24 protein-coding genes, 1 pseudogene and 1 riboswitch are annotated in these 24476 nt (G+C 73.6%); of the genes and pseudogenes, 19 read left to right on the top strand and 6 right to left on the bottom strand.

Annotated features, from left to right (window positions below; genetic code table 11):
• Positions 1 to 16 precede the first annotated feature (16 nt).
• Together QUV83_RS01720 and QUV83_RS01715 are read left to right on the top strand one after the other, a co-directional pair.
• Positions 17 to 1345, top strand: coding sequence for a glycosyltransferase (locus QUV83_RS01720; protein WP_289562035.1), 1329 nt, complete (start codon positions 17 to 19; stop codon positions 1343 to 1345).
• A gap of 77 nt (positions 1346 to 1422) precedes the next feature.
• On the top strand, positions 1423 to 2163 hold the full coding sequence (locus tag QUV83_RS01715; protein WP_289562033.1) for a phosphoglyceromutase: 741 nt from the start codon (positions 1423 to 1425) through the stop codon (positions 2161 to 2163).
• A gap of 91 nt (positions 2164 to 2254) precedes the next feature.
• On the opposite strand, the gene phoU is transcribed toward QUV83_RS01715, so the two are convergent.
• A complete protein-coding gene (gene phoU / locus QUV83_RS01710) occupies positions 2255 to 2908 on the bottom strand; it encodes a phosphate signaling complex protein PhoU (protein WP_289562032.1) in 654 nt (217 codons plus the stop codon).
• 160 nt (positions 2909 to 3068) lie between these two features.
• On the opposite strand from phoU, the gene QUV83_RS01705 reads away from it, so the two are divergent.
• The 6 genes from QUV83_RS01705 (at position 3069) to pstB (ending at position 9256) form a co-directional block, all read left to right on the top strand.
• Positions 3069 to 4286 carry a sensor histidine kinase gene (locus tag QUV83_RS01705; RefSeq protein ID WP_289562030.1) on the top strand — a complete coding sequence of 406 codons (1218 nt, stop codon included), beginning with the start codon at positions 3069 to 3071 and terminating at the stop codon, positions 4284 to 4286.
• Positions 4283 to 5023 (top strand): response regulator transcription factor, encoded by a 741-nt coding sequence (locus tag QUV83_RS01700; RefSeq protein WP_289562028.1) that lies wholly within the window; start codon positions 4283 to 4285, stop codon positions 5021 to 5023. Before QUV83_RS01705 ends, QUV83_RS01700 begins: the two co-directional genes overlap by 4 nt.
• Positions 5024 to 5172: 149 nt before the next feature.
• Positions 5173 to 6285 carry a phosphate ABC transporter substrate-binding protein PstS gene (gene pstS, locus QUV83_RS01695; RefSeq protein WP_289562026.1) on the top strand — a complete coding sequence of 371 codons (1113 nt, stop codon included), beginning with the start codon at positions 5173 to 5175 and terminating at the stop codon, positions 6283 to 6285.
• A gap of 190 nt (positions 6286 to 6475) precedes the next feature.
• Positions 6476 to 7453, top strand: a complete 978-nt coding sequence (gene pstC, locus QUV83_RS01690) for a phosphate ABC transporter permease subunit PstC (protein WP_289562137.1) — start codon at positions 6476 to 6478, stop codon at positions 7451 to 7453.
• Position 7454: 1 nt separating this feature from the next.
• Entirely contained in the window at positions 7455 to 8420 is a 966-nt protein-coding gene (pstA, locus tag QUV83_RS01685) for a phosphate ABC transporter permease PstA (RefSeq protein ID WP_289562024.1), read from the top strand.
• 56 nt (positions 8421 to 8476) lie between these two features.
• Positions 8477 to 9256: a phosphate ABC transporter ATP-binding protein PstB gene (pstB, locus tag QUV83_RS01680; RefSeq protein ID WP_066585560.1), complete on the top strand. Its 780-nt coding sequence runs from the start codon at positions 8477 to 8479 to the stop codon at positions 9254 to 9256.
• Between the two features lie 66 nt (positions 9257 to 9322).
• Here the strand turns inward: pstB and QUV83_RS01675 are convergent, their stop codons facing one another.
• Entirely contained in the window at positions 9323 to 9886 is a 564-nt protein-coding gene (locus QUV83_RS01675) for a hypothetical protein (protein ID WP_289562019.1), read from the bottom strand.
• A 239-nt stretch (positions 9887 to 10125) separates the two neighbouring features.
• Here QUV83_RS01675 and QUV83_RS01670 point away from each other — a divergent pair, with 239 nt between their 5' ends.
• The 4 genes from QUV83_RS01670 to QUV83_RS01655 all read left to right on the top strand — a co-directional run bounded on the left by QUV83_RS01670 (position 10126) and on the right by QUV83_RS01655 (position 12371).
• Complete coding sequence (locus tag QUV83_RS01670) at positions 10126 to 10608, top strand: CarD family transcriptional regulator (RefSeq protein ID WP_028046210.1); 483 nt, start codon at positions 10126 to 10128, stop codon at positions 10606 to 10608.
• A 34-nt stretch (positions 10609 to 10642) separates the two neighbouring features.
• Positions 10643 to 11440 (top strand): 2-C-methyl-D-erythritol 4-phosphate cytidylyltransferase, encoded by a 798-nt coding sequence (ispD, locus tag QUV83_RS01665; RefSeq protein ID WP_289562013.1) that lies wholly within the window; start codon positions 10643 to 10645, stop codon positions 11438 to 11440.
• Complete coding sequence (ispF, locus tag QUV83_RS01660) at positions 11437 to 11958, top strand: 2-C-methyl-D-erythritol 2,4-cyclodiphosphate synthase (protein ID WP_289562010.1); 522 nt, start codon at positions 11437 to 11439, stop codon at positions 11956 to 11958. Before ispD ends, ispF begins: the two co-directional genes overlap by 4 nt.
• 107 nt (positions 11959 to 12065) lie before the next feature.
• Positions 12066 to 12371: a hypothetical protein gene (locus QUV83_RS01655; protein ID WP_289562008.1), complete on the top strand. Its 306-nt coding sequence runs from the start codon at positions 12066 to 12068 to the stop codon at positions 12369 to 12371.
• A gap of 7 nt (positions 12372 to 12378) precedes the next feature.
• Here the strand turns inward: QUV83_RS01655 and QUV83_RS01650 are convergent, their stop codons facing one another.
• Together QUV83_RS01650 and QUV83_RS01645 are read right to left on the bottom strand one after the other, a co-directional pair.
• Positions 12379 to 13320: an NADP-dependent oxidoreductase gene (locus QUV83_RS01650; RefSeq protein ID WP_289562006.1), complete on the bottom strand. Its 942-nt coding sequence runs from the start codon at positions 13318 to 13320 to the stop codon at positions 12379 to 12381.
• Between the two features lie 104 nt (positions 13321 to 13424).
• Entirely contained in the window at positions 13425 to 14756 is a 1332-nt protein-coding gene (locus QUV83_RS01645; RefSeq protein ID WP_289562004.1) for a D-arabinono-1,4-lactone oxidase, read from the bottom strand.
• A 156-nt stretch (positions 14757 to 14912) separates the two neighbouring features.
• Here QUV83_RS01645 and QUV83_RS01640 point away from each other — a divergent pair, with 156 nt between their 5' ends.
• The 5 genes from QUV83_RS01640 (at position 14913) to rlmB (ending at position 20738) form a co-directional block, all read left to right on the top strand.
• Positions 14913 to 15614, top strand: coding sequence for a TetR/AcrR family transcriptional regulator (locus QUV83_RS01640; protein ID WP_289562003.1), 702 nt, complete (start codon positions 14913 to 14915; stop codon positions 15612 to 15614).
• Positions 15611 to 16891 (top strand): MFS transporter, encoded by a 1281-nt coding sequence (locus QUV83_RS01635; RefSeq protein ID WP_289562001.1) that lies wholly within the window; start codon positions 15611 to 15613, stop codon positions 16889 to 16891. The genes QUV83_RS01640 and QUV83_RS01635 overlap by 4 nt, the downstream gene beginning before the upstream one ends.
• Before the next feature lie 132 nt (positions 16892 to 17023).
• Positions 17024 to 18205 (top strand): alanine racemase, encoded by a 1182-nt coding sequence (locus QUV83_RS01630; protein WP_289562000.1) that lies wholly within the window; start codon positions 17024 to 17026, stop codon positions 18203 to 18205.
• Between the two features lie 77 nt (positions 18206 to 18282).
• Positions 18283 to 19728 (top strand): cysteine--tRNA ligase, encoded by a 1446-nt coding sequence (gene cysS / locus QUV83_RS01625; protein ID WP_289561997.1) that lies wholly within the window; start codon positions 18283 to 18285, stop codon positions 19726 to 19728.
• Complete coding sequence (gene rlmB / locus QUV83_RS01620; protein ID WP_289561994.1) at positions 19728 to 20738, top strand: 23S rRNA (guanosine(2251)-2'-O)-methyltransferase RlmB; 1011 nt, start codon at positions 19728 to 19730, stop codon at positions 20736 to 20738. Before cysS ends, rlmB begins: the two co-directional genes overlap by 1 nt.
• A 112-nt stretch (positions 20739 to 20850) precedes the next feature.
• Here rlmB and QUV83_RS01615 read toward each other — a convergent pair whose 3' ends face one another.
• Positions 20851 to 21426: a flavin reductase family protein gene (locus tag QUV83_RS01615; RefSeq protein ID WP_289561991.1), complete on the bottom strand. Its 576-nt coding sequence runs from the start codon at positions 21424 to 21426 to the stop codon at positions 20851 to 20853.
• The gene (locus tag QUV83_RS01610; RefSeq protein ID WP_289561989.1) at positions 21423 to 21986 is read right to left on the bottom strand and encodes an NADPH-dependent FMN reductase; all 564 of its coding nucleotides are present in this window, start codon (positions 21984 to 21986) and stop codon (positions 21423 to 21425) included. The genes QUV83_RS01615 and QUV83_RS01610 overlap by 4 nt, the downstream gene beginning before the upstream one ends.
• 104 nt (positions 21987 to 22090) lie before the next feature.
• Positions 22091 to 22214: riboswitch (SAM riboswitch) on the bottom strand.
• A gap of 537 nt (positions 22215 to 22751) precedes the next feature.
• On the opposite strand from QUV83_RS01610, the gene QUV83_RS01605 reads away from it, so the two are divergent.
• Complete coding sequence (locus QUV83_RS01605) at positions 22752 to 24038, top strand: MsnO8 family LLM class oxidoreductase (RefSeq protein ID WP_289561987.1); 1287 nt, start codon at positions 22752 to 22754, stop codon at positions 24036 to 24038.
• Positions 24035 to 24469, top strand: a pseudogene (locus QUV83_RS01600) (GNAT family N-acetyltransferase); the annotation flags it as partial. The gene QUV83_RS01605 and the pseudogene QUV83_RS01600, both read left to right, overlap by 4 nt.
• Positions 24470 to 24476 lie beyond the last annotated feature (7 nt).

The raw sequence follows: 24476 nt of genomic DNA, 5'->3' as shown, positions 1-24476 counted from the left end.
CCTCGACAGGAGCGCTGTGACCCTCGAGCAACCCCGGGTTGCCATGCTCTCGGTGCACACCTCCCCACTCGACCAGCCGGGCACCGGCGACGCGGGTGGGATGAACGTGTACGTGGCCGAGCTGTCCCAGGCTCTCGCCCGCCAGGGCGCCAGGGTGGAGATCTTCACGCGCGCGACCTCCTCGACGCTGCCGGAGACGGTGATGCTCGACGGCACGGCCGCGGATGGCAGCCCGTTGACGGGCGAGGCGGCGCATGACGTGCTGTTGGCGCCGTCCGTGCCGCCCGGCGTGGTCCCGCCGGTGCTGGTGCACCACGTCCCCGCCGGCCCGTTCGAGGGCCTCGACAAGAACGACCTCCCGGGCCAGCTCTGCGCGATGACCGCCGGGGTCCTGCGCTCCGAGGCGGCCCGACGGCCCGGCTGGTACGACGTGGTGCACACCCACTACTGGCTCTCGGGGCAGGTCGGCTGGCTCGCCGCGGACCGGTGGGAGGTCCCGCTGGTGCACACCATGCACACGATGGCCAAGGTGAAGAACGCCTCCCTGGCCCCGGGGGACAGCCCTGAGCCGTGGGGCCGGGTCATCGGCGAGGAGCAGGTGGTCGCCGCCGCCGACGCGCTCGTGGCCAGCACCTCGCAGGAGGCCGACGAGCTGGTGCGGCTGTACGACGCCGATCCGGCCCGGGTGCATGTCGTGGCGCCCGGCGTCGACCTGGAGCTGTTCACCCCGGTCCCCGACCGGCTGGCCGAGCGCGCGGCCCTGGGCCTGCCCGCCGATCGGGACATCGTGCTGTTCGCGGGGCGCGTCCAGCCGCTCAAGGGCCCGGACCTGCTGGTGCGCGCCCTCGCGGAGATCGCCGCGAGCGGCGGCCGGGTCCCGCTGCTCGTGGTGCTCGGCGGCCCCAGCGGCCGCCCCACGGCGGTGCGCGAGCTGCAGGCGCTCGCGGCGTCGAGCGGCGTCGAGGCGGATGTGCTCTTCCGGGACCCCGTGCCCCGCGCGGAGCTCGCGCGCTGGTACCGCGCGGCCGACTTGGTGGCGATGCCGTCCCGCTCGGAGTCCTTCGGGCTGGTCGCGGTCGAGGCCCAGGCCTGCGGCACCCCGGTGCTGGCGGCGGCTGTCGGCGGGCTGCGCTCCGTGGTGGTCGAGGGGGTGTCCGGGCGGCTCGTCTCCGAGCATGAGCCGCACGTCTGGGCGCAGGCGCTCACCTCCGCGCTGGCGGCGCCGGAGCTCCGCACCACCTGGCCGCAGGGGGCCCGCCGGGTCGCCGAGCGGTACGGGTGGGACGCGACAGCGGCACAGGTGCTCAAGGTCTACGCCACGGAGGGCTCCCGCCGTCGCGGGTGACCACCAGTCCTGGCCTGGGCGCCCACGGGTCGAACGTCCCCCGTGCGCCACCGCGCTGGTGCGGCAGGATGGAACCCATGACTTACACCCTCGTGCTGCTCCGCCACGGCGAGAGCGAGTGGAACGCCAAGAACCTGTTCACCGGCTGGGTGGACGTCCCCCTGTCTGAGAAGGGCGTCGAGGAGGCCAAGCGCGGCGGCAAGCTGCTCGTCGACGAGGGCGTCCTGCCCGACGTCGTGCACACCTCGCTGCTGCGCCGTGCCATCACCACGGCGAACCTCGCGCTGGACGCCGCCGACCGCCACTGGATCCCGGTCCGCCGCAGCTGGCACCTGAACGAGCGCCACTACGGCGCCCTGCAGGGCAAGGACAAGAAGCAGACGCTCGAGACGTACGGCGAGGAGCAGTTCATGCTCTGGCGCCGCTCGTACGACGTCCCGCCGCCCCCCATCGAGCCCGGCTCGGCCTTCTCGCAGGACGGCGACCCGCGGTACGCCGGTGAGCCGATCCCGTCCGCCGAGGCGCTCAAGCAGGTCCTCGAGCGCGTCGTGCCCTACTGGGAGTCGGACCTCGTCCCCGACCTGAAGTCCGGCAAGACCGTCCTCGTGGCGGCGCACGGCAACTCGATCCGCGCGATCGTGAAGTTCCTCGACGGCGTCGACGACGAGACGATCGCCGGGATCAACATCCCCACCGGCATCCCGCTCGTCTACGAGCTGGACGAGGAGACGCTGAAGCCGACGAACCCGGGCGGCACGTACCTCGACCCGGCCGCCGCCGCCGACGCGATCAAGGCCGTGGCCAACCAGGGTCGCTGACCCGGTCGCACACCGCAGCACGCCGAAGGGCGCCGCACCCCAGCAGGGGTGCGGCGCCCTTCGGCGTGGAGCGGGGTTGTCGTGCGCGGCGTCAGCGCGCCGCGACCTCGGAGTCGCCCGTGACCAGGTACGTGACGCGGCGCGCGATCGAGACGGCGTGGTCGCCGAACCGCTCGTAGTAGCGGCCCACGAGCGTCACATCGACGGTCTCCTGCGCGGTGCCGTCCCACGACGGGCCCAGCGTCGCGTTGAACGTGTCGCGGTGCAGCTCGTCGAGCAGGTCGTCGTCGCGCTCGATCTTCTCGGCCACGGCCAAGTCGTGGGTGGTGAGCAGCGTGGTGGTGCGCCGGCCCACCCGCGCCGCGGCGTCGTGCATCTCGGCGAACGTGCCGGTCAGGCTCTGCGGGATCGCCACCCGGGGGTACCGGCCGCGCGCGACCTCGGCCACGTGCCGGGCGAGGTCGCCCATGCGCTCGAGGGTCGCGCTCATCCGCAGCGAGGACACGACGACCCGCAGGTCGGTGGCCACCGGGGCCTGCTGGGCGAGCAGGAGCACGCAGCGCTCGTCGAGGTCCCGCTCGATCGCGTCGATGGCCAGGTCGTCGGCGATGACGGACTCGGCGAGCTGGAGGTCGGCGGTCAGCAGCGCCGTCCCGGCACTCGTCACGGCGTGCTCGACCCGGCGGCTCATCGCCGCGAGGTCCTGACCGAGCTGCGTGAGCTCGGCGTCGAAGATGTGGCGCACGAAGTTGCCTCTCTCTGGGCGGTCAAAGATGTCCCGCGGCCACCAGGATCGCAGGCACAGGTGAACGGGCGCCCGCGTCGAGGTGAACATCAGGCAAGGAACAGGCGTCCCGGCTGCCAGGTCGCTGACCTGCGCAGGCGCCGCACGTACGCTGAAGAGCGTGAATGGCCTCGAAGGTGGTGTGGTGGTCCTCGCGGGCCTGATCGGCCTGCTCACGGGCCTGGTCGCCGCGCTGGGCTTCCGCTGGAGCGAGCGGTCGCAGCGGGAGATGGCCCCGCAGCCGGAGCCGGAGCTCGACGACGGCCTGGTCCGCGTGCTCGCGGTGCTGCGCTCGGCGGCCGTGGTGCTCGACGACGACGACGACGTGCTCCGCGCGAGCCCGCCCGCCTACACGCTCGGGATCGTCCGCGACCGGCGGGTCGCGCATGCCGTCATCCGGCAGATGGTCGCCGAGGTGCGTCGCGACGGCGTGATCCGCGACGAGGAGCTCGACCTGCCGCGTGGTCCCGTGGGCGCCGGCACCGTGACCGTGCAGGTGCGCGTCGCGCAGGTCGGGCCGCGGCACCTGCTGGTCCTCGCGGAGGACCGCACGCAGGCCCGCCGGGTCGAGGAGATCCGCCGTGACTTCGCGGTGAACGTGTCCCATGAGCTCAAGACCCCGGTCGGCGCGCTCGCGTTGCTCGCTGAGACCGTCGAGGCCGCCGCGGACGACCCGGAGGCGGTGCGCCGGTTCGCCGGGCGCATGCAGGGCGAGGCCGCGCGCCTGTCGACACTCGTGCAGGAGATCATCGAGCTGTCCCGCCTGCAGGTCGCCAGCGCGATCCAGGAGCTCGTCCCGATCGAGGTGGACGGCGTCATCGAGGAGTCGGTGGACCGCGCCCGGGTCGCGGCGAACGCCAAGCACATCGTCTTCGAGGTGGGCGGCCCCACAGGGCTGCACGTCTTCGGCGACCATGCGCTGCTGGTCACCGCGGTGCGGAACCTCCTGGACAACGCCGTGGCGTACTCGCCCGCGCAGACGCGCATCGGCGTCGGGGTGCGGCTGGTCGACGGGCTCGTGGAGATCGCCGTGGTGGACCAGGGGATCGGCATCGCGCCCGAGGACCAGGAGCGGCTCTTCGAGCGGTTCTACCGTGTGGACCCGGCGCGCTCACGCGACACCGGCGGCACCGGGCTGGGGCTCAGCATCGTCAAGCACATCGCCGCGGACCACGGCGGCGACGTGACCGTCTGGTCGCAGCCCGGCCAGGGCTCGACGTTCACGATCCGCCTCCCGGAGGCGGACGCCGCCCACGCCCCCCGCGCCACCAGCACGATCACCCCCGAGCGGCGCGCCGACGACGCGCGCCCGACCGACAAGACCGGAGAGACCCCGTGACGCGCATCCTGCTGGTCGAGGACGAGGAGTCCTACCGCGACCCGCTGACGTACCAGCTCAGCCGGGAGGGCTTCGACGTCGTCACCGCCGCCACCGGCACCCAGGCGCTCGCCGAGTACGACCGGGTGGGCGCGGACCTGGTGCTACTCGACCTCATGCTCCCCGGGCTGTCCGGCACGGAGGTGTGCCGCCAGCTCCGGGCCCGCGGCGACGTGCCGATCATCATGCTCACCGCCAAGGACTCCGAGATCGACAAGGTGGTCGGCCTCGAGCTGGGCGCCGACGATTACGTGACCAAGCCCTACTCGTTCCGCGAGCTGCTCGCGCGGGTGCGCGCCGTGCTCCGGCGCCGGGAGTCCACCGCCCCGGCGAGCGGGGCCGCGGCGCCCGCGGGGGACCCGGCGCAGGCGGCGGACCCGGAGGACGACACCCTCGAGCTCGGCCCCGTGCGGATGGACGTCGAGCGCCATGTGGTGCAGGTCAACGGCCAGGTCGTGGCGTTCCCGCTCAAGGAGTTCGAGCTGCTCGAGCTGCTGCTGCGGCATGCCGGCCGGGTGCTGACCCGCGGCCAGCTCATCGACCGGGTGTGGGGCTCGGACTACGTGGGCGACACCAAGACGCTGGATGTGCACGTCAAGCGGGTGCGGGCGAAGATCGAGGCCGATCCCGCGAACCCCCGGCTGCTGCTGACCGTGCGCGGCCTGGGCTACAAGCTCACGGACGACGTCCCCGCCTGAGCCGGCGGGCAGCGGCAGGCGGCGGCGAATCGTCGTCAGCCGTTCACCTGGGGTTCACCGAGGGAGGCTGATCCAGTCACCTGGCGTGCCTACCGTCAGGAGTGGTCGCGCACAGACGGTGCGCACTGCACTGACGGGACGGAACCCCTGTGAAGCTCTCCCCTCACCGCGCTGGAGCCCTGGCGCTGGCCGGAACGCTCGCACTGACCCTGACGGCCTGTGGCTCGGACGACCCGGTCGGGGGCGCCACGGGCGCCGCTGGCGCGCCGTCGGCGAGCGACCTGAGCGGCGAGCTCAACGGCGCCGGCGCCAGCTCGATCGAGTCGGCGATGGAGGCGTGGCGGGCCGGCTTCCAGAACGAGAACCCCGACGTGACCGTCAACTACGACCCGGTGGGCTCGGGCGGCGGCCGCACCCAGTTCCTCGAGGGCGGCGTGCAGTTCGCGGGCACGGACTCGGCGCTCTCGGAGGACGAGCTGGCGCAGTCGATCGAGCGGTGCTCGGGCTCCGCGGCCATCGACCTGCCGGTGTACGTCAGCCCGATCGCCGTCACCTTCAACTTGGACGGCATCGACTCGCTCAACCTGTCCGCGGCCACCACCGCCGCCATCTTCGACGGCAAGATCACGCAGTGGGACGCCCCCGAGATCGCCGCGGAGAACCCCGGCGTGACGCTGCCGTCGCTCGCGATCACCACGGTGCACCGCTCGGACGACTCGGGCACCACCAAGAACTTCACCGACTACCTGAGCAAGGCGTCGGGCGGGGCCTGGGCCCACGAGGCGAGCGGTGACTGGCCCCTCGAGGGCGGCCAGTCGGCGCAGGGCACGTCGGGCCTCATCCAGACGGTGCAGAGCGCGCAGGGCACCATCGGCTACGCGGACCTGTCGAAGGTCGGCGACCTGGGCACCGCGAGCATCAAGGTCGGCGACGAGTGGGTGGCGCCGTCGGAGGCCGCCGCGGCCAAGGCCCTGGACGCCTCGCCCCGTGACGACTCGCGCGACGCGAACGACATCGTCATCAAGCTCGACCGGACCACCACCGAGGCGGGCGCCTACCCGCTGGTGCTCGTGTCTTACGGCGTGGCCTGCCCGGCCTACGAGACGCAGGAGGAGGCCGACCTGGTGAAGGCGTTCCTCACGTACGTGGTGAGCGAGCAGGGGCAGAAGGCGTCGGAGAGCGCCGCCGGCTCGGCGCCGATCTCCGAGGCCCTGCGCACGGACGTCCAGGCAGCGATCGACTCGATCAGCGCCGCCTCCTGAGGGACCGCCGGTGGCCGCCCCGCGCCTGGGGGGAGGCGGGGCGGCCACCGGCGCCGCAGCAGACGGCCCGTGCAGGAGCACGCATGACAAGAAGGCACGCATGACACGGCACAGCGACCAGGTGCAGCACGACACCGAGGGGCCACCGGCTGACACGGCCGGCAGTCCCGCGAACGACAACCACGCCGCGATGACTGGCGCCCGGACCGGGCTGCTGAGCCCTCGCGGCCTGCGGCGCGCCCGCACCGCGGACCGTGGCGCCTCCCGGGTGTTCCGCTGGACGGCGACGGCCTCGGCCGTGCTGATCCTCGTGGTGTTGGCGGCCGTCGCGGTGTTCCTGGTGCTGCGGGCGTGGCCCGCGATGCAGACGGACCCCGCCGAGCTGTCCGCGAAGATCGCGTGGTTCCCGGCGGACACGTCACTGCTGGGCTTCATCGGCCCGCTCGCGTTCGGCACGGTGCTGGTCGCGGCACTGTCGCTGGCCATGGCGGCGCCGGTGGCCGTCGGCATCGCGCTGTTCATCTCGCACTACGCGCCGCGCCGGCTCGCGAACGCGCTCGGCTACGCCGTGGACCTGCTCGCGGCCATCCCGTCGGTGGTCTACGGGCTGTGGGGCGTCGTGGTCCTGGCGCCGTGGCTCGCGCCCGCGTGGACGTGGCTCAGCGACAACCTGGGCTGGATCCCGCTGTTCTCCGGCCCGGCGTCGCAGCCGCCGCGCGTCATCCTCACCGTCGCCGTGGTGCTCGCGGTGATGATCCTGCCGATCATCACCGCCGTGGTGCGCGAGGTGTTCCTGCAGACCCCCCGGCTCAACGAGGAGGCCGCCCTCGCCCTGGGCGCCACCCGCTGGGAGATGATCCGCACGGCCGTGCTGCCGTTCGCCCGCTCGGGCATCGCGTCGGCCTCGATGCTCGGCCTGGGCCGCGCGCTGGGCGAGACGATGGCGGTGCTCATGGTCCTGTCGCCCGGGACCCTCTACTCCTTCAAGCTCCTGGTCGCCGGCCAGCAGCAGACCATCGCCGCGAACATCGCCGCGCAGTTCCCCGAGGCCAACCCGTTGGGCGTCTCGACGCTCATCGCCACCGGCCTCGCGCTGTTCGTCATCACCCTCGCGGTGAACATGACCGCCCGGGCCATCGTCGCGCGCGGCGCCCAGAAGGGACGCTGAGATGTCCACGACCTCCGCGCCGGCCCCCGCCTCGCAGACCAGCGGGCAGTCGACCCGCGACCTGCTGCGCACTGTCGACCGCCGCCGCCGGCGCACCGACCAGATCATGCGCGTGCTCGTCGTCGCCGCCTTCGTGCTGGCCATGGCCCCGCTCGTCTCGCTCATCTGGACTGTCGTCGCCAACGGCGTCGAGCGGCTGAGCCCGTACTTCCTCTCGCACTCGATGCGCGGGGTGTTCGGCGGCATGGACGCCGGCGGCATCTACCACGCGATCGTCGGCACCGTGGAGATCACGCTCTTCGCGGCGCTGATCTCCGTGCCCGTGGGCATCATGGTGGCCGTCTACCTGGTCGAGTACGGGCGCGGCGCCCTGGCCAAGGCCGTCACGTTCTTCGTGGACGTGATGACGGGCATCCCGTCCATCGTCGCGGGCCTGTTCGCCTACGCCCTGTTCGCGGTGCTGCTGGGGCCCGGCGTCAAGATGGGCGTCGTCGGATCCGTGGCGTTGTCGGTGCTGATGATCCCGGTGGTGGTGCGCTCCTGTGAGGAGATGCTGCGCCTGGTGCCCGACGAGCTCCGCGAGGCCGCGCTGGCCCTGGGCGTGCCCCGGTGGCTGATGGTGGTCAAGGTCGTGCTGCGCACCGCCGTCGCGGGCATCGGCACCGGCGTGATGATCGCCATCGCGCGCGTGATCGGCGAGACGGCGCCGCTGCTCATCACCGTCGGCGTCATCGACTCGATCAACTACAACCTCTTCGAGGGCCGCATGATGACGCTGCCCGTGTACGTCTACCGGCAGTACAGCCAGGGCCTGACGCCGTGCAACGACGCGAGCATCGCGTGCATCCCCGACATCGCGTACCTGCGCGCCTGGGCAGCGGCGCTCGTGCTGATCCTCATCGTGATGCTGCTGAACCTCGTGGCCCGGCTCATCACCCGCATGTTCGCGCCGAAGCTGCCCCGCTGATGGCCGCCCCCACCACATCCCCCGGACCCGCCCCCCGGACACGACAGGAAGCACCGATGGCACAGCGCATCGAGGTCAAGGACCTCAACATCTACTACGGCGCCTTCCGGGCCGTCGCGGACGTGGAGATGTCCATCGAGCCACGCTCGGTGACCGCGTTCATCGGCCCGTCGGGCTGCGGCAAGTCGACGTTCCTGCGCACGCTGAACCGCATGCACGAGGTTGTGCCGGGCGCGCGCGTCGAGGGCAAGGTCGAGATCGACGGCGTCGACCTGTACGGCCGCGACATCGACCCCGTGGCCGTGCGCCGCCAGGTCGGCATGGTGTTCCAACGCCCCAACCCGTTCCCGACGATGTCGATCGCCGGCAACGTGCTGGCCGGGGTGCGGCTGAACAATCGCCGCATCTCCAAGGGCGACGCGCAGGACCTCGTGGAGTCGTCGCTGCGCCGCGCGAACCTGTGGAACGAGGTCAAGGACCGCCTCGACCGCCCCGGCGCCGGCCTGTCCGGCGGCCAGCAGCAGCGCCTGTGCATCGCCCGCGCCATCGCCGTCAGCCCGCAGGTGCTGCTCATGGACGAGCCCTGCTCGGCGCTCGACCCCATCTCGACCCTCGCCATCGAGGACCTCATCTCCGAGCTCAAGGCCGAGTACACGATCGTCATCGTCACGCACAACATGCAGCAGGCCGCGCGAGTCTCGGACCGCACCGCGTTCTTCACCATCGCCGGCACCGGCGAGCCCGGCCGGCTCATCGAGCTGGACGACACCGCGACGATGTTCTCCTCGCCGCGGCAGAAGGCCACCGAGGACTACATCTCGGGCCGCTTCGGCTGAGTGGGCGATGCGAGAGGCCCCACGACGATGCGTCGTGGGGCCTCTGGCATGGACGGGGTTGGCGGCTCAGCCGGCGGTGGGCGTCGCCGTCTCCGTCGCCGTCTCCGTGGCCGTGGGGCTGGGCGTCGCGGTGGCCGTGGCGCTGGGCGTCGCGGTGGGCACGAGGTCGGTGTACTCCGAGAGCGTGCCGTCGAGGACCGGGACGGAGAGCGCCTCGGTGCCGGCGGCCCCGGAGCTGAGCGTCACCGGGAGGGTGGCGCCGGGCGCCACCGGGGTGGTGAAGGTGACGACCTCGCCGCGGGTGCCGCCCAGCAGCACTGTGGTCCCGGCCGCGACGGGGACGGAGGCGAGCTCGACGTCGTCCTCGGTGGTCAGGGTGACGTCGACGTCGGCGCTGCCGCGGTTGGTGAACGCGCCCTGCAGCGCGCCCTCCTCGCCCTTGCCCGCGGTGATGATCAGCAGGTTCTCCGCTGTGACGTCGCCGAGGGTGGCCCGCACCCCGTCGGATGCCGCGTAGTCGAGCTGCGTGGTGATCTCGTTGGTCGCCGAGCACCCGGCCAGCCCTGCGCTCACGAGCGCGACAGCGCCGACGAGGGCGAACCGGCGACGGACGGACGTGACGCGGACCACTGTGACTCCTCGGGGCAGGACGGTGCTGGGGCGGTGCTGGGGCCGTGCTGGGAAGGCGCTGGGCGACTCGTGAGACGACTGGGACGAAGGTCCCTGCCGACAGCCTAGTGGTGTGTCGCACCTCTCTCGGCGCCTCTCGCCTGTGCGCGTCGCTTGACCTGCGCAAATGACTGGAGCGGCTGGGGAGGGCCATTTTTGCCCGTGATAAGATGGATCACCGCGAAAGGGGACACCTTCAGATGACTTTCACTGTTGGGGAGACGGTTGTCTACCCGCACCACGGTGCAGCGCTGATCGAAGAGATCAAGACGAGGACCATCCGCGGCGAGGACAAGCTCTACCTCAAGCTGAAGGTCGCCCAAGGGGACCTCACCATCGAGGTTCCGGCGGAGAACGTCGACCTCGTGGGCGTTCGTGACGTCGTGGGCCAGGAGGGCCTGGACCGCGTATTCGAGGTGCTGCGCGCGCCTTACACAGAAGAGCCGACGAACTGGTCGCGCCGTTACAAGGCCAACCTCGAGAAGCTCGCCTCCGGTGACGTGATCAAGGTCGCCGAGGTTGTCCGCGACCTTTCACGTCGGGATGCCGACCGCGGCCTTTCCGCCGGTGAGAAGCGCATGCTCGCGAAGGCCCGCCAGATCCTCGTCTCGGAGCTCGCTCTCGCGGAGCACACCGAGGAGGAGAAGGCCGAGGCCATCCTCGACGAGGTCCTGGCGTCGTAGCAGCGTCCGTCGTCGCAGCATCCGGGGTCCCGCGATGAGCGTGGCGGCGATCGTCACTGCCGCCGGGAGCGGCAGTCGGCTCGGGCATGCGCTGCCCAAGGCGTTGGCGCCGCTCGGCGGGACACCTCTGGTGGTGCACGCGGTCCGGGCGATCCTCGAGGGCGCCAGGGGCGCTGCCCCCGCCGACCGGCTTGAGCGGGTGGTCGTCACCGCGCCCGCCGACCGGCTCCCGGAGTTCCACCAGGCGCTGCGCGCGGCTGGCCTCGACGGGCCCCTCGCGGAGACCCGGCTGGACGTCGTCGCCGGCGGCTCCACCCGGCAGGGCTCCGTCGCGGCGGGCCTGGCCGTGTTGCCGCCCGACGTCGACGTCGTGCTGGTGCACGACGCCGCCCGCGCGCTCGTCCCCGCGGACGTGGTGCGGCGGGTGATCGGCGCCGTGCGCGCTGGCCACGGCGCCGTGGTCCCGGCGCTCGCGGTGACCGACACCATCAAACGCGTCGGCCTCGACGAGGACGACGCCCCCGGGTCGGGCGACACGCAGGGCTGGCCCGTCGTCGAGACCGTCGCCCGCGAGGAGCTGCGCGCCGTGCAGACGCCGCAGGGCTTCGCCCGCGAGCTCCTCGACCGCGCCCACGCCGCCGGGCGGGGGCGCGCGCATGACGAGGCGGTCGCCGCCTCCGATGACGCCGGGCTCGTCGAACAGCTCGGCGAGCCCGTGTGGGTCGTCGCGGGCCACGCGGACGCCGCCAAGATCACCACCCCGTGGGACCTGGCCGTCGCCGGGCTGGTGCTCGCCGGCCGGCCCCCGCAGCAGGACGGAGACTCGAGATGAGCCAGCACCCCACCGACGGGACCCCCCGGGTGGTGCTCCCGCGCACCGGCATCGGCGTCGACGTGCACGCCTACGCGGTCGATCCGGCGCCCGACGCGGTGCTGTGGCTGGCGGGCCTGGCCTGGCCGGGGGAGCGGCCGCTGGAGGGTCATTCCGACGCCGATGTGGCCGCCCACGCCGCCGCCGACGCGTTGTTCTCGGCGGCGGGCATCGGCGATCTCGGCAGCAACTTCGGCACGTCGGAGCCGCAGTGGCGTGGCGCGTCCGGCTCCGTGCTGCTCGCCGAGGCCGCCCGACGGGTTCGCGAGGCGGGCTTCGCCATCGGCAACGTCGCGGTGCAGGTGATCGGCAACCGGCCCCGGTTGGGCGCGCGCCGTGCCGAGGCCGCCGCCGCGCTGTCGGCGGCAGCGGGCGCCCCCGTGACGGTGTCCGCCACCACCAGCGACGGGCTGGGGCTGACGGGCCGCGGCGAGGGTGTGGCGGCCATCGCCACGGCGCTGGTCGTGGCCACCGGCTGAGCCGGTCCCGGCGGCGGGACCCCAGACCGGCCGGGAAGTGTCCCACGGCGGGCGTGGCGATTCCAGGCCTCGCATGTGCGGGCAATTGTCCGGTACCGTCCCCGTTCGTGACGACGACGCACCGCCCCCCGCCCCGCGCGGACTCCCGTGTGGGAGCGCTCCGAGGGCCGAGCGGCCCGACGCCCACCGGGGAGCTGCGGAGCCAGCCGACGCCACTGCCGCGACGCGAGGGGCCACCGCGGGTCCGGCTCCGGGTGCGCATCCCCGTCGACGTGCTGGAGGCCACGATCATCGGGCTGACCGAGTTGGACGAGCAGCAGGCGGGCGTGCTCACCGCGCAGGACGTCGCCACCGCGCCCGCCCCCGCCGACGACCACCTGGCCCGGCTGCGGGAACGGCCCGCGCAGGACTAGCCGGCGGTCACGGAATCAGCACCAGCTTGCCGCGGGCGTGGCCGCTGCGGCTGTCCTCATGGGCGCGGCCCGCGTCGTCGAGCGGGTAGGTGCGCGCCACCCTGATGTCCAGCACCCCCTCGTCTGCGAGCCTGGCCAAGTGGGCGCGCGCGGCGTCGCGGATGTCGTCCCCGGGATCGGCGTCGGGCCCGTTGCCGAGCACCTGGATGCCGAGCTCGGCGCCCCTGTCGAACGCGGCGATCGTCGCGATCCGGCTGCGGTCGGCGACGAGCGCCACCGAGGCGTCCAACGCCTCGTCCGTCCCGGCGGTGTCGAGCGCCGCGGTGAACGGGCCGGTCTGCGCGGCGACGGCGCGTAGCCGCTCGAGCAGCCCGGGGCCGTAGGCCACGGGGATCGCCCCGAGTTGGCGCAGGTCGTCATGCGCGGCGGGGCCGGCTGTGGCCACGACGCGCGCGCCCGCCAGCGCGGCGAGCTGCACGGCCAGCCGGCCCACGCCGCCGGACCCCCCGTGCACCAGCACCACGTCGTCGGCGCCTGTCCGGGTGGCGGTGAGCAGGTGCGTCGCGGCCGCGCCGGAGAGCAGCAGCCCGGCGGACTGCGCCCAGCTGAGCCCGGCCGGCCGGGGGGCGACGACCCTCGCGGGCACGACGACGCGCTCGGCGTAGCCACCGGCCACCGGCCAGGCGACCACCTCGTCACCCACTGCCGGGCCGTCGACGTCGGGGCCCACGTCCAGCACGACCCCGGCGACCTCGTAGCCGAGCCGGATGGGCAGCCGTCTCGGGTTCGTGCCCCACATGCCGGAGTAGCCCTTCCAGTCGGCAGGGTTGACCCCCGCCGCCCGAACCTCCAGCAGGACCTCGCCGGGGCCTGGCGGCCGGTCGGGCTCGTCGATGACGGCGAGGATCTCGGGCCCGCCGTAGGCCTCCGCGACCACTGCTCGACTCATGGCTCAGGCAAGCACGCCGTGGCGCGCCGTGTCTTGCGCATTCCGCCTGCTGGGCGTTCCCGTCCCCACGGTCAGGAATCGGCTGGCCAGGGGCGACGCGGGAGTCATACGGGGCCGAGCACGCGGTCCAGGTACTCGTTCGAGAACGCGCCGTCCGGGTCGGCGTCGGCGCGCACCGCGCAGGCGTCGGCGAACCTCGGGTAGAGCTCGCCGAGCCGGCTGGCGCCCAGCCAGTGCAGCTTGCCCCAGTGCGGGCGGCCGTCCACCTGGGCCATGATCCGCTCGACGGCCTGGAAGTACCGGCCGTAGGGCAGGCGCAGGTACTGGTGCACGGCGACGTAGGCGGTCGGGCGACCGTGCGCGGTGGACAGCCAGACGTCGTCGGCCGCCGCGAAGCGCACCTCGAGCGGGAACGGGACGTTGACGCCCGAGGCGGAGATCCAGGAGTCGATCTCGGCGAGCACCTCGCGCAGCCGCTCCCGGGGGACGGCGTACTCCATCTCCCGGAAGCGGACCCGGCGGGCGGAGGCGAACACCTCGGGGGAGGGCGCCGTGTAGTCGCGGGCGCTCAACGCGCGCGACGCGATCCGGTTGATCCGGGGGGTGAGCGCGGGCGCCGCCGCGGCGAGCCGGTTCGTGGCCGCGAACACGCCGTTCGACAGCAGCTCGTCGTCCACCCATCCGCGCACTGGGTGCAGTCGCGGCCCGGCGTCGGCAGATGTGCGGTTGTTGCTCTTGGTCAGCGCGCGGCGGGTGTGCGGGAACCAGTAGAACTCGAAATGGTCGTTGCCCTCGACGAGGTTGTCGGGTCCGTCCAAACGCTCGAGCACCTCGTCGAGCGGCAACGGGGCCTCCACCGCGCGCAGGTGGAAAGCGGGGACCGCCGCCAGTGTGATCGCGGCGAGGATGCCGACGCTTCCCAAACCCAGCCGGGCCACCTCGAAGAGCTCGGGCCGATGTGTGGGCGAGGCGTCGACCACCTCGCCCTGCGCGGTGACGAGCCGGACGCCGACCACCTGGGTGGCGAGCCCGCCCAGGCGCGACCCGGTGCCGTGCGTCCCGGTGGAGATGGCCCCGGCGAGGGTCTGCCGGTCGATGTCGCCGAGATTGCGCATCGCGAGCCCACAGGAGGCGAGGACCCGGTTGAGCGCGTGCAGCCGGATGCCCGCGCCGACTGTCACGTGCGTGGTCCCGTCAGGCTGCGGCTCGACGCGTTCGAGCAGGTTGAGGGCGTCCATCCGGATCTGGATGCCGTCTGTGACGGCCGCGCCGGTGAAGGAGTGCCCGGCGCCGATGGCGCGCACGCGCAGCCCGCCTCTCGAACGCACGATCGAGACGAGATGCTCGAGGTCGCGGGGGTGGGCGACCTGCACGGGCTGCGCCGACTCGGTGCGCGCCCAGTTCTGCCAGCGGAGTTGCTCGGTGCCCGTGGTCATGATCAGACCTTCATTCTGGGCGGCCGTCCAAGTCAAGTGCCTGTTTCCCTTGACTATTGTCATGACCGCCGTTGAAATGAGGCAAGGGGGCGCGTGGATGCAGTTCGCACTGGCCGGTGCGAGACCACGCGGCGGATTTCCGGGGGGGAACCAACCATGAATCGTTTGCCAGTCGCCGAGCGGCGTGAGCAACTCATCCAGGCTGCTTTGGCGGTCGCCAGCAGAGACGGCATCGACGCCGCCACCGTGCGCGCAGTCGCCGCGGAGGCGGGGGTGTCGCTCGGCGTCGTCCACTACTGCTTCCAGGACAAGGACGAGTTGCTGCGCGCGGTGGCCGACGCCATCACCGCGCAGAACCTCGCCATGACCGAGGCGGCGATCCCGCCCGACGCGGACCTGGCCACGGTGCTCGAGCTCGCCGTCGAGGGGCTCTGGCGCGGAATCCGCGACAACCGTGGCTCGCAGCTCCTCAGCTACGAGCTCACCACCACGTCGCTGCGCCACTCCGAGCTGAACCAGGTCGCCACCGACCAGTACCGCGGCTCCCGGGGCGCCGTCGAGTTGTTCCTCGAGCGCATCGAGCACGGCGCCCAGGTGAGCTGGGCGGTGCCGCGGTCCAGCCTCGCCCGCACCGTCGTCGCCACAGTGGACGGCTTCGCCCTCGCCTGGCTCGTTGACGGCGACGAGGAGGCCACCGTCGAGGGGCTGCGCAGATTCGCCCAGTACCTCGCCACCCAGACCGTCGAGTTCGGGGAGCCGGTGGAGGCCCAGCCGGCAGCGGCCCCGCTGGCGACGGTGCAGCCGGTGGACGGCCCCGTGATCCCCGGTGTCGTGGAGCCCGTGAGCGCGCACGCGTGACCACGGACCCCGGCGGCTCGCGCGACGCTTCGCATCCGCCGGCGGGCGCCCGCCCGGCCCGGCGCGCGGTGGCGATGGCCTTCGGCGCGCAGGGCCTGGCGTATGCGGTGCTCGTCGCGAGCCTGCCGGGGTTCAAAGAGCGGTTCGGCATCGACGACGGCGTCGTCACAGTCGTCACGCTCGGCATCTGTGTGATGGCCGGGGCCGGCACGGTGGTCGCCGACCGCATCGCGCGCGGGCCGGGCAGCCGGGCGGTGCTGGTCGCCGGGCTCGGCGCGGTGGCGCTCGCGGTGCTGATGATCGCCCTCGCCCCGGGCCTCGCGCTGTTCTTCGCGGGATTCGGGGTGTACGGGCTGGGCCTGGGCCTCGTGGACGCCGGCACCAACATGCAGGCGGTGGCGCTGCAACGGGCCTACGGGCGCAGCATCCTCACCGGCTTCTACGCGGCGTGGTCGGCGGCGGCGATCGCGGGCGCGCTCGTGGTGATCGCCTATGAGGCGCTCGACCTGGCGCAGCAGCTCGCGATCCCCGTCGTCACCGTGCTCGTCGCCCTCGTCGCCCTCAGCGTGCTGCGCGACGGGTGGCGCGCGCACGACCTGCCCATCGGCCCCACCGCCGAGCAGCGCCACGCCGCGCGGACGGTGGTGCCCTGGTCGGGGATCCTCCTGCTGGGCGCGGCTGTCGTCGCCTACTTCGTGGTGGACTCCGCGGCGCAGATCTGGAGCACGATCTACCTGCAGGACGGCCTGCGCGCCGCCGACCTGGCGCCCCTCGGGCTCGCCGCGTACCTGGCCACGACGCTGCTGTCGCGGCTGCTCGGCGACCTCGCCGTCCGGCGCTGGGGCCAGGTCGCCGTGGTCCGGGTCGCCGGGCTCACCGGCGCCCTCGGGCTGCTCGGGGTGGTCCTCGCGCCCGGGCCCGCCGTCGCCGTGGCGGGCTTCGCGCTCACCGGCCTCGGCCTGGGGGCGATCGCACCGCTCAGCTTCGCGGCCGCGGGCGCCCTGGCGCCTGAGCACGCCGACGCCGTCGTGGCCCGGCTCAACGGCTTCAACTACGTCGGCGCGGTGCTGGGCGGCGTGCTGGTCGGAGCCATCGGGGTCGGCTCGTCACTGCGGATCGGGTTCGCGGTGCCCCTGGTGCTCGCCCTCGTCATCGTGGCCCTGGCGCCCGCGTTCGGCGCACGCCGTCGAGCCACGGCCCCGCCGGCGCCGCCCGCGGGCGACATCGCGCAGATCGGCCCGCCCGATCGGGCCGGAACCTCCCCGGGAGCCACCTGACCGGGGCATGATGCAGGGCACGACCCGGCATGCGCTGGCCGCCGGCGCCACACAGGCGCCGCCGCAGCACCACACCGCCGTCGCCGCCGGTCCGCGCGGGTCCTCGCGGCCCCCGACACCCGGGAGAGTGCAATGAGCATGCTCGGCACGCGGCTCGACGCCGCGACCAAGGGGCTGCCGGCCCCGCTGGCCGTGGTCGACCTGGACGCGCTCGAGGCCAACGCCGACGACCTCGTCCGGCGGGCCGCGGGGGTTCCCGTGCGGGTGGCCAGCAAGTCGGTGCGGGTGCGCGAGGTGCTGCACTCGGTGCTCGCTCGGCCCGGGTTCGCGGGCGTGATGGCCTACTCGCTGCGCGAGGCGTTGTGGCTGGTCAGCGAGGGTGTCACCGATGTCCTGGTGGGGTACCCGACCGTCGACGAGGGCGCGCTGGCAGAGCTGGCCGCCGACCCGGTGGCCGCGGCGGCCGTGACGCTCATGGTGGACGACGTGCTCCAGGCCGACCTGGCACAGCGCGCCGCGGCGTCGGGCGGCCAGCGCGTGCGGGTGTGCCTCGACGTGGACGCGTCCTTGCGGATCCGGGTCGGCCCATTGACCGCGCACCTCGGCGTGCGGCGGTCGCCCATCCACACCCCGCAGGACGCCGCCCGGCTCGCCGCCGAGCTCCTGCGCCGCCCCGACCTCGAGATCCGCGGGGTGATGTTCTACGAGGCGCAGGTCGCGGGCATGCCGGACACGAGCCTGGCCGTGCGGGCGGTCAAGCACGCCTCGGTGGCCGATCTGGCGCGCCGGCGCAGCCAGGTGCTGGGCGCGGTGCGCGAGGTGCTGGGCCGGGACCTGGAACTGGTGAACTCGGGCGGCTCCGGGTCGCTGGAGACGAGCTCCGCCGACCCGGTGGTCACCGAGGTCACTGCCGGATCGGGCCTGTACGTGCCCACGCTCTTCGACGGCTACCGGGCGTTCGCGCCCCGGCCCGCCGCGTACTTCGGCCTCGACGTGGTGCGCGCGCCCGCCCGCGGGTTCGCCACCGTCGCCGGTGGCGGCTACGTCGCGTCGGGCCCCGCGAGCCGCTCGAGGCTGCCGCGGCCTGTCGCGCCGCACGGGCTCGCGCTCACCGGGCGCGAGGGCGCGGGGGAGGTGCAGACCCCGCTGCGGGGCGCGGCCTCGGCGGACCTGCGGATCGGCGACCGGGTGTGGTTCCGCCATGCGAAGGCCGGCGAGGTGATGGAGCGGTTCGACCAGGTGCACCTCGTGCGGGGCGACGTGGTCGAACGGGTGGCGCCGACGTACCGCGGTGAGCAGCGGGCTTTCGGCTGAGCCCTCGCCTCGGCGCAGCGGGCCAGACACAGGCCGCGGCGCCGACCGAAGCCGCCCGCGCCGGTAACCTTGCCCGTGTGACCCTTCGCCTGTACGACACCGCCACCCGTGAGGTGCGTGACTTCGTCCCCGTGGTCCCGGGCGAGGTCGGCATCTACCTGTGCGGCGCGACCGTGCAGGGCACCCCCCATATCGGGCACATGCGCTCGAGTGTCGCCTTCGACGTGCTCGTGCGCTGGCTGCGCCGCAGCGGCCACCGGGTCACCCTCGTGCGCAACGTCACCGACATCGACGACAAGATCCTCGCGAAGGCCGACGCGGCCGGCGAGCCGTGGTGGGCCTGGGCCCTGGCCAACGAGCGCGCCTTCACGGCGGCGTATGACGCGCTGGGCGTGCTGCCCCCCACGTACGAGCCGCGCGCCACCGGCCACGTGCCCGCGATGATCGAGCTCATGCAGCGCCTCGTCGACAGCGGGCACGCCTACACAACGGGCGAGGGCGACGTGTACTTCGACGTCCGCTCGTACCCCGAGTACGGGGCCCTGACCAACCAGCGGCTCGACGACATGGTCTCGGCGCAGGACGGCACGGGCGACGACGAGGACGTCAAGAAGGACCCCCGGGACTTCGCGCTCTGGAAGGCGCCGAAGCCCGGCGAGCCCGAGACCGCGTCCTGGGACACCCCGTTCGGCCGTGGGCGTCCGGGGTGGCACCTCGAGTGCTCCGCGATGGCTCACCGCTACCTGGGCGCCACGTTCGACATCCACGGCGGCGGACTCGACCTGCGCTTCCCGCACCACGAGAACGAGCAGGCGCAGTCCCGTGCCGCCGGCGACGGCTTCGCGCAGTACTGGCTGCACAACGGCTGGGTCACGCAGGGCGGGGCGAAGATGAGCAAGTCGCTCGGCAATGGGCTGCTGGTCAGCACGCTGCTCGAGACGACGCAGCCGGCGGTGCTGCGGTACGCCCTGACGGCGGTGCAGTACCGGTCCATGCTCGAGTGGACGCCGGACACGCTCGGCGAGGCCGAGGCGACATGGGAGCGGTTCACGCGGTTCGTGGAGCGCGCCACCGAGCAGGTCGGCCCCGTGGACGATGACGAGATCGCCAAGGCCGAGCTGCCCGCGGGCTTCGTCGCCGCGATGGACGACGACCTCAACGTGCCCGCCGCGCTCGCGGTGGTGCATGAGCACCTGCGCGCCGGGAACACCGCCCTCGCCGAGCGGGACCTGGATGGAATCCGCGCCGCGCTCGTGTCGGTGCGCTCGATGCTCGACATCCTGGGCCTCGACCCTGACGGGCCGCAGTGGCGCCGCCAGACGAACGACCGCGGGCATGAGGCCGCGCTCGAGGCGCTCGTCGCCGCCGAGCTCGCCGCCCGCTCCGAAGCGCGCGCCGCGCGCGACTTCGCCACCTCTGACGCGATCCGGGACCGGCTGGCCGCCGCCGGCATCGTCGTCGAAGACTCCGCGACCGGCAGCCGCTGGTCGCTCGCGCATCGCAGTGATGAGGTCGAGAACTGATGGCAGGAAACTCGCAGCGCCGAGGCGCCACCCGCAAGCCCGGCTCGAAGAAGGGCGCCCACGTCGGCACGGGCGGCAAGGGGCGTCAGGCTCTCGAGGGACGCGGCCCCACGCCCAAGGCCGAGGAGCGCCCGTACCACCCTGCCGCCAAGCGCAAGGCCGCCGCTGAGCGTCGCGGCCCGGTCACGGGCGCCGCGCCGAGCCGCATGGGCCGCACGTCGCGCAGCGCCGGTGGCACGCGCGGCGGCAAGGGCGTCAGCGCCACCCACGAGATCGTCTCCGGGCGGAACTCCGTGGTCGAGGCCCTCCGCGCGGACATCCCCGTCCAGACGGTCTACATCGCCTCGCGCATCGAGGCGGACGACCGCACCCGGGAGATCCTGCAGATCGCCACCGGGCGCGGCTACCCGCTGCTCGAGGTCACCAAGCCCGAGCTCGACCGGCTGACCGACGGCTCCGTGCACCAGGGCGTCGCGATCCAGGTGCCGCCGTACCAGTACGGCGACGCCGACGACCTGCTCGACGCCGCGGCCCTCCTCGACCAGGCGCCGCTCATCGTGGCGCTGGACGGCGTGACCGACCCGCGCAACCTCGGCGCCGTGCTCCGGTCCGCCGGCGCCTTCGGCGCCCACGGGGTCGTCGTGCCGGAGCGCCGCTCTGCGAGCGTCACCGCCGCCGCGTGGAAGGTGTCCGCTGGCGCCGCCGCCCGGGTCCCCGTCTCGAAGGTCACCAACCTGACGCGCACGCTGGAGACGTACCGCAAGGCCGGCTGCTTCATCATCGGCTTGGACGGCGGCGGGGACACCCCCGTCGCGGACCTGCCGTTCGCCGCCGACCCGCTGGTCGTCGTGGTCGGCTCCGAGGGCAAGGGCCTCTCGCGCCTCGTCCGGGAGCACTGCGACGCGATCGTGTCGATTCCGATCGCCTCGTCGACGGAGTCGCTGAACGCCGGCGTCGCCGCCGGGATCGCGCTGTACGAGATCGCCCGTCAGCGGGGCGCCGCGCAGTAGCCGAGCCCGACCGGCCGAACGAGGCCAGCACGTCCCGGACGCCCGGGCCCGCCAGCGACGACATGTCGCGGCGAGCCCGGGCGTCCTGGCGTCGGGTGCGGGCATGACGGGCTCAGATCTCGTAGTGGTCGCCGAGTTGGGTGTAGGCCCTGTCGTGGTAGACGAGCGGGGCCCCCTGGGTGGAGGTGTCCGACGCGAGGGCCTGCACCGTCACGAGGTGGCTGTCCCCGACGGTGATGCGGTCGAGCACCCGGCCGTGCACCCACGTCAGGCTGCCGACCAGCACCGGCTCGCCGCCTGCGAGCCGCACATGCTCGGTGCCTGCGAAGCGATCGATCCCGTGCGTGGCGAACCGCGCCGACAGGTCGGCCTGCCCATGTCCCAGGAAGTTCACGACCACAGTGGTCGCGGCGGCCAGGGCCGGCCAGCTCGAGGACGTCGACGCGATGGAGAACGCCAGCACCGGCGGCGCCGCCGACACCGAGATCACCGACGTGGCCGTGAAGCCCACCGGCTGCCCGGTGCGTGGGTCCTCCAGTGTGATGACGGCGACGCCCGCCGGGTGGCGGCGGAACACTCGCTTGTACTCCTCCGGGCTGAGGTGCGGCTCGTCCGGCGTGCGGCGGCGGTGATCGGCGTCGGCATGGGCCGCGGGGCGCTGGGCCCGGGCGGGGGCGTCGGCGGTCATGCCCGGACCCCGGCCGCGAGCACGTCGCCATGCTGGTCCAGCCACGCGCCGACCACGCTGTCGAGGGCGCCGAGCTGGGACTCCGTCAGCGCGAGCGCGCGGGTGGGGACGCTGGCGCCGAGCTCGACGAGCAGCGGGCGCAGGTGCACCTCGCCGGCCAGGGCATGCGCGGGATTCCCGGACACGACCAGCGGCACCGCCACGAGCCCGCGCAGCCCGTCCGAGCCGTACAGGTCGAGGAACGACTTGAGCAGCCCGGTGTAGCTGGCCTTGTAGACGGGTGTCGCGATGACGGCGACCTGCGCGGAGGACAGCCTCCGGAGCGCGTCGTCGACGCCGGGCCGCACCGGCGCGAAGACCTCCGGCGCCAGGTCGGCCAGGTCGATGGTCGGGGCGAGGGGCGAGCCCAGGCGGTCGGCGATCGCCTGGGCGAGGGCCTCCGCCGCGAGCCGCGTGCGCGACCCGGGACGGGGATTGCCGACGACGGGCAAGACGCCGCGGGACGGATCCGGCGCTGACACGCTCGGCGGGACGGACGGGGTGACGGCTGACGTGGTCATCAGGGAGTCCTCGGAGTGGGCCGGCGGATCCGGGCGCGGAGCCACCGTCGCCGTCGGCCCGACGCAGGCCGATGACGGGGTGGCGCCGTGCTGGTCGCCGATGTCGATCACGCTTGCCGTGTCCCTCAACACGGCCAGGTCGTCTCCCGGAGCACCCCGCCGTGACGCGTGGGGGTTGCTGGCCAGCAAGCCGGGGCTGTGCTCATGCGAGCACTGGCGCTCAAGACCTCGGGGCAGTTGTAGCACGGGGATTCGACGCGAGGCGACCGGTGTCTCACCACACGGCCCGATACGCCCCATCTGTTGACGACGCGTCGGAGTTCGCCCTAACGTCCGACGCGTGAGCACCTCCACGAACCGCCGCCACGGCCTGAGCGATGCCAGCATCGCTGCCGTCACGCGCTGTCGCTGTTGTTGATGCTCGTCTGCTGATCTCCGGACCGGCAGGCGGGGTCCAGGTCCCGCACGCGCCCGGATCCCCGCCCGACAGCGGCTCACACCCTCCCCACGCCTCGTCTGACGACGCCGGTGGGCGAGCCGACGCTCACGCCACCCCGAATCGGCCCCTCGCCACCCGCCGACGCACGCACGTCCGGCCGCCCGGGCTCCCGCCCGAACCCGCTCCACGCCACGGCCGCATGCCGCCCTGGAGCCCCACCACCAGCCCGAATCCCGCGCACCCGCACCGGGCGCCGCCGTCAGCGAGCCTGCCGACGGCAGCCATCGGCGGAGCGCGCCCTGCGCCGCACGCGGTCGAGGAGACCCATGTCGCACCCACCTGTCCCGTTGTCCGTGCTGGACCTGAGCCCCATCTCGTCCGGCAGCACGCCTGCCGACGCCCTGCGCCGCACCATCGACCTGGCCCAGGCGGCCGAGCGCGCCGGGTACCGGCGGTACTGGCTCGCCGAGCACCACCTCAACCCCGGGGTGGCCGGCGCCAGCCCCGCGGTGGTCGCCGCGATCGTCGCCCAGGCCACCCGTGACATCCGGGTGGGCTCGGCGGCGGTGCTCCTCGGCAACTACTCACCGCTCCAGATCGCCGAGCAGTGGGGCGTCATCGCCGCCCTGCACCCTGGCCGGATCGACCTGGGCATCGGGCGCTCGGGCATCGGGAGGCCGAGCCGTGAGAAGCCGGGCACTGAGAAGTCGGGCACTGAGAAGCCGGGCGCTGAGAAGCCAGGCACTGCGGGGCGTGCGCCGGACAGCGCGCCGCAGGATTGGCGTGTCGTCGACGGTGTGGTGATCCCGCCCGCGCGCCCGGCGGCCTATGACCCGGTCCGGTGGGAGTTGCAGGCCAGGCTGCTGGGCCGGGCGCCCGGCGACGGCGACTTCGGCGCCGACGTGCGGGACATCCTCGGGTTCTTCGCCGGCACGTACGTGGCGCCTGAGGGGCGCCCGGTCGTGGTGACCCCCGCGGAGGGGACCGACGCGCAGCTCTGGGTGCACGGGTCGAGCGCGGGGCCCAGCGCGCAGCTCGCCGGTGAGCTCGGGCTGCCCTACGGGGCGAACTACCACGTGGCGCCGGCCACCCTGCAGGAGTCGGTGGCGGCCTACCGTGACGCGTTCCGCCCGTCCGAGCGGTTCGCGCAGCCGTACGTCATCGTGTCGGTGGACGTCGTGGTGGGGGCCGACGACGCGGCCGCGCGGGAGCTCGCGGTGGGCTACGGGCCGTGGGTGCAGTCGATCCGCAGCGGCCAGGGCGCCATCCCGTACCCCGACGCGGAGGAGGCCCGCCAAATCCTGTCCGGGTGGGGCGAGGACGACCACGCCGCGGTGCGGGACCGCACGGAGACCCAGCTGGTCGGCTCGTCGCAGACGGTGGTGGGGCGCCTCGCGGCCTTGCAACGCCTGACCGGCGCGGACGAGCTGCTGGTCACGACAGTGACGCATCGGCATGAGGACCGGGTGCGCAGCTACGAGCTGCTCGCCGACGCGTGGGCGCAGCAGGCCACTCCGGTCGCCGTGCCGACGGCGGCGGCGGGCGGCGAGGCCCCGGCCCGCGTGGCGGCGCCGAGCACGGTGGACCTGCTGCGCGTGGCGGCCCGGTCATGACCGTGCAGGCGCGTCCGGTGGGCGGCGCGGGCGTGGCCGACCTGGAGGTGCGATTCACGCACCAGGGCGACCCGCTGGTCAGGCCGCTGCTGGCCGAGCTGGCCCAGGAGTACGCGGATCGATATGAGCGCTCGCCCCAGGAGATGGCCCACGACCTCGCCCAGTACCCGGCCGAGGAGTTCGCGGGCCCCGGAGGCGCGCTCGTGCTGCTGCTGGTCAACGGCGAGCCCGTCGCCGGTGGGGCGTTCCGCCGTTACGACGAGACGACCGCCGAGCTCAAGCGCATCTGGACGCGCTCCGACCAGCGCCGTCGCGGCCTCGCCCGCCGGGTGCTGGAGGTGCTGGAGGGCGAGATCGCCGCCCGGGGGTACTCCCGCGTGTACCTGACCACGGGCCCTCGGCAGCCTGAGGCGCGGGCGTTGTACCTGGCCACGGGGT

Origin of the sequence: Cellulomonas cellasea, from assembly GCF_030372105.1 — a bacterium.
Taxonomy (GTDB): domain Bacteria; phylum Actinomycetota; class Actinomycetes; order Actinomycetales; family Cellulomonadaceae; genus Cellulomonas_A; species Cellulomonas_A cellasea_A.
This window is presented reverse-complemented; position numbering and strand designations above follow the sequence as displayed.